Source organism: Treponema sp. R80B11-R83G3 (assembly GCF_054786115.1).
In genome coordinates this window covers 1-6,455 of sequence record NZ_BDHF01000082.1, presented here as the reverse complement: position 1 = coordinate 6,455, position 6,455 = coordinate 1, and the positions used below count along the sequence as shown (strand labels likewise).

Genomic DNA, 6,455 nt, shown 5'->3' with positions numbered 1-6,455 from the left:
TAGCCCAACTTGCGCTAATTACGGAAGCGATAAACTCAGGCAATGTGGGGGAAAACGAACCTGTCTGGACAACATTTTTACTGACAATTTCCGCCGGGACGATTTCCGCAGGTCAGGAGCATATACAACTGCGGCTCGGCGCCCTTAATCTTTTAGGTAAAATCGGCTCTCAGGAAACAATTCCCTGGCTTGTAAATATTTTTTTAAAAGATAATGAACCGACAATCAGAACGGCGGCGGCGTTAACGATAGGTGACATCGGCGTAGACCCGGAAGGATTCGCAATTGAAACATTTCTCCATTCAATAACATATGACGGCAGTATAAAGGATGAAACTTTATTGATAGCGTTAGCCAAGGCGACGGGCGCATTATGCCGTTTTTCAGGACCGCCGCTAAGCGGAACAGGCATTAGAATACTCACCCTGCTAAACGCCCCCAAATATCCGCAAGTTGTAAGAAAACAAGCAAACAGAGAACTTGCTTCACTTAGATAACTATTTATAAATATTTTGAATCTGTTCTTTCCCCGGAAGCCTGTAAATGTCAAAGTCCCTGTCTATGCTGATGATTTGGCGGATGCCTGTTTTTTCGGCGGTAATAACAAGGGTGGCGTCAGCAAAATCCATGGGCAGACTGGAATATTTGTCGGTCAGTTCTAAAAGACGGAGAATGTCATTTTGATTTATATCGCTGATAATTACGCCCTTGTACATTACCCATTCATAAAAATCCCGTTGGGCGGCGGTGCTAAAATCAAGCATATGGGAAACTTCCGTAAACACGGCAAGCGTGCTTACATACCTGAACGGATTGGCCTTCAGGAAAGAACGCACCCTGCGATGGTGCTTGTCGCTTGAGTCAAAAAGGGCAATAAGGGGACCTGCGTCTATAAGAATCGAATCTGTCAAACATTCATCCTGTCTGAAAGCTTCTTTTTAATCCGTTCCTTGTAGGTTACGGAGCGGTCGCCGTCTCCTGAGCCGTATTTGCCAAAAACCTTATCTCCTAGGGAAAAAGAATCAATATCGCCTTCCTCGCGCTCGTAGTACATCTCCAGAGATTTAATAATAACCTCGGATTTTGTCATGTTCTTTATCCTGGCAAGGGCAAGGAGCTTATTCCTTGTTTCTAGGGGAAGCCTGGCGGTGGTAATAACCTCGTTAATAATATAATTTGCTCTCATATTACAAATTGTAATATGGAGGGAAAAAATGTCAAGGGATTTTTAAAAAAAAAGTGAAAAAAATTAGCCCTGTTCATGGACATATAAATTGCCCTATCCGGACAGCCTTCCCACAATAGCGGGGATTGAGACAAAGGTGCCAATAGAACTGCCTAAACTTGAGAGGAAGAACACCAACAGCGCCCTAGTGATTCTGTTTTGGTAAAGGCCTTTCAGACTGGCTGCGTCCTCAGTTAGCCGTTGGACATCCGAGACACGCGGTTTTTTAAACGCCGCCTGAACAATGCCTGACAGGATTCCGACGCCTATAAAGGGATTTAACGATGTTATTGGAGCGCCAAGAAAAGAGACAAGTATCGAAAGAGGATGGCCAAGGGCTATGATTGCGCCCAATGCGGCAAGAGAGCCGTTCCACAATATCCACTGCGTTATCATGGAAAAACCTATTCCTGTTCCGGCGTGAATGAAACCGAAAGCTATAAGGGCGATAATGGCGGCAGGGATAATAAAACGCGCTATTTTGGAAAATAAGCCGGACGGCGGAATTTTTTCCAATTCGCTTACGTCAGCAGATTCCTCTCCTTTACTTAGTTTTTCAAGATATGTTTTAATACCTTGAATGTGTCCCGCTCCCATTACAGCGGCTATTTTATGATTTGCTTCCGATGTTTCCCTCGGCGCGGAAGACCAGATTTTTGCGGCAAGATAACGGTCTCTTTCATCTATTAAAACTTCTTTAACAGCCGGCAAATAATTTGCAAGTTCGCCCATCATGCCGTCAAGTTCATTTTTATTTTTTAGCTCTTCTATCTCTTTTTCGCTTAACTTTTCAGTCGTAAAAGCGCTGGCTAAAAGAGAGGCTAACAGCTTGGCTTTGCTCCAAAAGCCGCAACGCGCCCATGCACGCCTCAGCGTCGTATGCACCTCACGGTCGCAAAGACTGAATGAAATACCCATTTCCTGCGCGGCTTCAACCGCCGTTTTCATTTCTTCGCCGGGTTTGACTCCCAGTTCATTGCCAAGACGGCGTTGAAAACCGGCTAGAACAAGATTTGCTATCAAAAGGAATCCCTTGCCTTCTTTAAAAACTTTTGCCAAATTAAGTTTTTCCCAATCATCTTTTTGCATGATTGAGTTATACCGTCCCTGATCAAGTTCTACGCAAACCATGTCAGGCTTTTCTTCGCAAATAATTTTTCGCACTTCTTCAATGCTTTCGCGCGAAACATGCGCCGTCCCAATTAATTTAAATTCCTTCCCGTTCAACGTAACCGTTGTTGTACTTCCGCTCATTTTTCCGCCTTTTTGCCAAGACCGCGTTCCGCCAGCGCCATTTCATTTAACCGCCACTCAACCGAGCCTGACGCATTTTGATCCTGAACCATTAAATAATATCTGTCTGCCAAAGATTTGTTTCCCCTGACATCATAATAAGAGGCAAGGTAATAAAGCATACGCGATTTTGTAAAAATATTTTTTTCGTTCTCCAGACTTGTAACTACATTTGAATCGCCTGAAAGATCATAGTAAAGTTTAATCATCAAATACTCAGGAGTATCTCTTGGAACAGTGCGCAACACCTGCGCGAGAAATTGTTTTGGATCAGTTTGTCTGCCTGAGCGCATCCAGTTTACGGCGGCTAAAATAGCGTAAGTATACTCTTTTGGCGCCTGCTTATAAGCGTCAAGAAAAGCGTCTCTGGCCGCCGCCCACTGTTTATTCCTCATTCTTATAACGCCAAGAGCTTCAAACCCAAAGTAATAATCCGGTTTTAATTTTGTCAGGGAAAGATAATCTTTTTCAGCGCCTGAATAATCGCCAGTTTCATCTTTTATCGCGGCGCTGTATACATAAGCCATAAAAACATCAGGTTCAACTTCGATGGCGCGGTTTAATTTTTTTAAAGCTTCCTGCAACTGGTTAATTTCCATTAAAAGCTGCCCGCAGTCCACAAGCGCCCAATAATTATTCGGATCAAGTGAAAGAGCGGCATTTAAATCTTCAAGCGCGTCATCGTAAAGCCCGGCTCCTTTATAAAGCCTTGCCCTCTCATGAAGCGGCCTTGCCCAATCTGGATATAAAGACGTGGCGCGGTTTAAAAGCCGTTCCGCGTTCCGCTGGTCTCTGTTATAACGGTATACTGTAGCGCGGCCTACCAAAGCTTCTCCATTATTAGGCTCTGCGGCAAGCGCCCTGTCAAAATAACTTGCCGCTACCTTTAAATTTTGGTTTTTTAGACTGATATTCGCCAAATCATTAAGCGCCCTTACATTGTTTGGCTCAAGGGCAATTACTCTGTCAAGAAATGTCCGCCTTTCTCTTTCTTTGCCTTCAACTGCGGCGGCATCGGCTAATATCATTAAAGCTTCCGTATTTTTACTGTCGTCTGATATAATACCGTTTGCTATTTTTTTCGCGTCAGATGTCTTGCCCGCGGCATTTAATATTGACGCTTGCATAATGCGAATTTCAATCTTTGCTTTCTGATCGGCGGGTAGCGCGTCAAATAATTCCAGCGCGGAAGCGTATTCCTTGCGGGCAAGACGGGCGGCAACCTCAGTAAAGATGGCTTGCGTATTATTTCCCTGGCACCAAATAATGGGAGAAAACCTAAAAACAAGAAAAAACAACAAAATTGCCCTTAGAAAAAAACCGCTTCCATAGAATTCTATTTTCATGCTAATATATAGTATACAATAATTAATAAACCGGCAAGTTACATTCAACAGCCGTGTTTGTACAAGGGGTTGATTTATTTCATGAGAAAACCTTTAACTTCGCGTATTATAATCCTTGCCGTTCTGTACTGCGTAATATTCTGCCTATTGGTAATTCTACAATTTTCCAATATGGGAAATTTTTCTATTTCCGCCGGGGCAATGACTGTAAAAGGCCGCTACCTGCAAAAGTCACAGGCACCTGAACAGGCGACTGAACAGGAAACCGAACAGGAAACGAAAAAAATTATAGGGGGTGTAAAAGTTTTCTATGGCGGACTTGAATTCTCATTAAAAGAAGAACGTGGAAAAGGCTTAACATTGACAAACGCTAACGGCGTAAATACGCCGGTAAATCCCCAGATGATGACCATTACCGATAACTCGGCGCATTTTATTTTACCGGGAGGGACAACACTCACTTTCAGTTCGATTGATTCCGCAAAGGGGCAGGAGTTGCATATTGATGCTGTTTTTGAAGGAGGCATTTCTGAAGTTAAAATACCCATTATTCCGCGCCGTTCTTCAATTGTCAGGGATGCGGAACAGCTTGGCATCATGTACGGCGGAATGCGTTTTACTTTTAGCAGTCTGGGGCATGAACTGGAAAACGGATACTTGAGCCTGTCAACGGACATCTCGTTTATTTCATACCGTTCCAGAGGCAAACAAAGGGCGTTTAACCCTGAGGATTATATAATAGCGCAGGTGTCAAATTTCGACAGTATTTTAAGAAACTGGCAAAATACAAGCTATACCCAATGGAATCAAAATGCGTCTTCTTTACAGTCTGAAGATGACATAATCGCGTATAGTTCACAGGCTCTTTCACGCGGCAATTACGCGGCGGCGATAGGGTCAATCCCCCGTAATTTTATAAACAGCCCAAGACATAGTTTCAGATCATCTGCGTATGTCGGCGGAATGACAAGCGCGTATTCTTCATTTTATTCTTATGAAAATGAAAAAAATAATTTAATTACCAGTTTAATCAGGGAAAAATCGCTTAACATTTTAAAAGAAGAACATATTATTGATTTTCTGTTTACGCGAAGTAATCTTGTCCTTGCAAACGAGGTTATTGATATTATTTATAACGCAAATCCCGCTCATCTGTTATCGGATCATTGTCCGGGGCTATTGGAAGTGTTTTATGACATGAGGCGATGGAGGCCGGAAGCAAATAACATAATTGAACATCTGACAGACCAGATGCTTTCACTAATTTCAAGTAACCTAAACCGCGACCCCGAAAACGACGCGGTTTACGCGTCAAGTTCCGAGAGCAATAATTCCGAATTCAGCATGAGGCTTGGAAAGGCGCTTGTTTTTTGGGCGGACTCAACTCAAAATACCGAATGGTCGGAAATTGGCCGTTCTTTGATTTTATCGGCAGTCGCAAACGGTAACGCCGGAAGACTTCATAATATATTGAATCCCACGGATTATTACCCAAGGGCGGCATGGTTAACAAATGAAGGCCACTGGGCATGGACTGTTTCTCCGTCCGCCAGAGCGTCATACATAGACGGCAATCTGAATCTCTCCATTTCCTTTCCGACAGGCCTGTCACATTTCTTAATTATTCGCGGAGTGCGTCCCTTTGTAAGAATCCAGATTCACGGGATGGAATGGCGGCCAGACAATCAGTTTGAACGCTATGATTCATCGGGTTGGCTTTACTATCCGGAAGAACAGATTCTTTTAATGAAACTTAAACATCGCGTAACTACGGAAAATGTCAGAATTATATACAGGACATTTGTACCAACCCCGGCTACTAATGAAAATTCCGTAACAGAGGGCACTGTTGAATAGGCGGATTTTATTCTTAATAGCAACTGTTTTAGCGGTACTATTAATAGCAGCGCTGTTGTGCGTCCTTTTTAAATGCGATAAAAAAGAGATTCAAACTCAAGTTGAGCAAATTGAAGAGCCGGCGCCAGTTGAGGAAGAGGCCATAGAAGAACAAGAAGAAGTTTCCTCCGCAGAACCTGAAAGCAAAACTGAAGCTCGGGTATCGTATCAGGTTTCGCGCCCGTTGTCCTCGTTATCCGGCTTAAGCAAGATCAGGGGAATGGGCGTACTTGTTTCTGAAATCGATCCTTTAAATTATGAAAACCCCGACCTTGACGTTCTAAAACAGATGGGAGCCGACCCTTCTTTAATTTCTTATCTTTCAGGCGAACAATTCTACCGTAAAGGCGATTTTGATAAAGCTATTTCAGAATACACGTCTGCAATAAACCGCAATAATGAATTTCTGCAAAGCTATATTTCCCGAGGAAACTCATGGATGAAAAAACGCGAATACAGCCGCGCTATTGACGATTATACGCGCGCGATAAGGCTGGATGGAAACAAAGCTGAAGTCTACAACTACCGTGGTTTTGCAAGAGAGGAGATGGCCGCCAGAAACAACTTCAACGGGATGACGCTTGCCATCGAAGACTATTCGCGCGCAATTTCGCTTAACAAAAATTATGTTGACGCGCTTATCAACCGCTCGCACGCGTATTATCAAACGGGAGATTTTGCGCGTGTAATAGAAG

The 6,455-nt window shown here is 43.4% G+C and carries 7 protein-coding genes; 3 read left to right on the top strand and 4 right to left on the bottom strand.

Annotated elements, in window-relative coordinates; all coding sequences use genetic code 11:
• On the top strand, positions 1-497 hold a 497-nt coding region (locus ACYVRH_RS10405), incomplete at its 5' end, for a HEAT repeat domain-containing protein (protein WP_461256848.1).
• Here ACYVRH_RS10405 and ACYVRH_RS10400 read toward each other — a convergent pair.
• From ACYVRH_RS10400 to ACYVRH_RS10385, 4 genes are all read right to left on the bottom strand, one after another.
• Complete coding sequence (locus ACYVRH_RS10400) at positions 498-911, bottom strand: type II toxin-antitoxin system VapC family toxin (protein WP_461256847.1); 414 nt, start codon at positions 909-911, stop codon at positions 498-500. It abuts the gene before it with no gap.
• The gene (locus tag ACYVRH_RS10395) at positions 908-1,186 is read right to left on the bottom strand and encodes a CopG family transcriptional regulator (protein WP_461256846.1); all 279 of its coding nucleotides are present in this window, start codon (positions 1,184-1,186) and stop codon (positions 908-910) included. The genes ACYVRH_RS10400 and ACYVRH_RS10395 overlap by 4 nt, the downstream gene beginning before the upstream one ends.
• Positions 1,187-1,279: 93 nt before the next feature.
• Positions 1,280-2,479, bottom strand: a complete 1,200-nt coding sequence (locus ACYVRH_RS10390; RefSeq protein ID WP_461256845.1) for a TraB/GumN family protein — start codon at positions 2,477-2,479, stop codon at positions 1,280-1,282.
• Positions 2,476-3,864: a tetratricopeptide repeat protein gene (locus ACYVRH_RS10385; protein ID WP_461256844.1), complete on the bottom strand. Its 1,389-nt coding sequence runs from the start codon at positions 3,862-3,864 to the stop codon at positions 2,476-2,478. Before ACYVRH_RS10385 ends, ACYVRH_RS10390 begins: the two co-directional genes overlap by 4 nt.
• Before the next feature lie 81 nt (positions 3,865-3,945).
• On the opposite strand from ACYVRH_RS10385, the gene ACYVRH_RS10380 reads away from it, so the two are divergent.
• Positions 3,946-5,721 (top strand): hypothetical protein, encoded by a 1,776-nt coding sequence (locus ACYVRH_RS10380; RefSeq protein WP_461256843.1) that lies wholly within the window; start codon positions 3,946-3,948, stop codon positions 5,719-5,721.
• Positions 5,714-6,455, top strand: a 742-nt coding sequence (locus ACYVRH_RS10375) for a tetratricopeptide repeat protein (RefSeq protein WP_461256842.1), incomplete at its 3' end; no start/stop codon positions are given. The genes ACYVRH_RS10380 and ACYVRH_RS10375, both read left to right, overlap by 8 nt.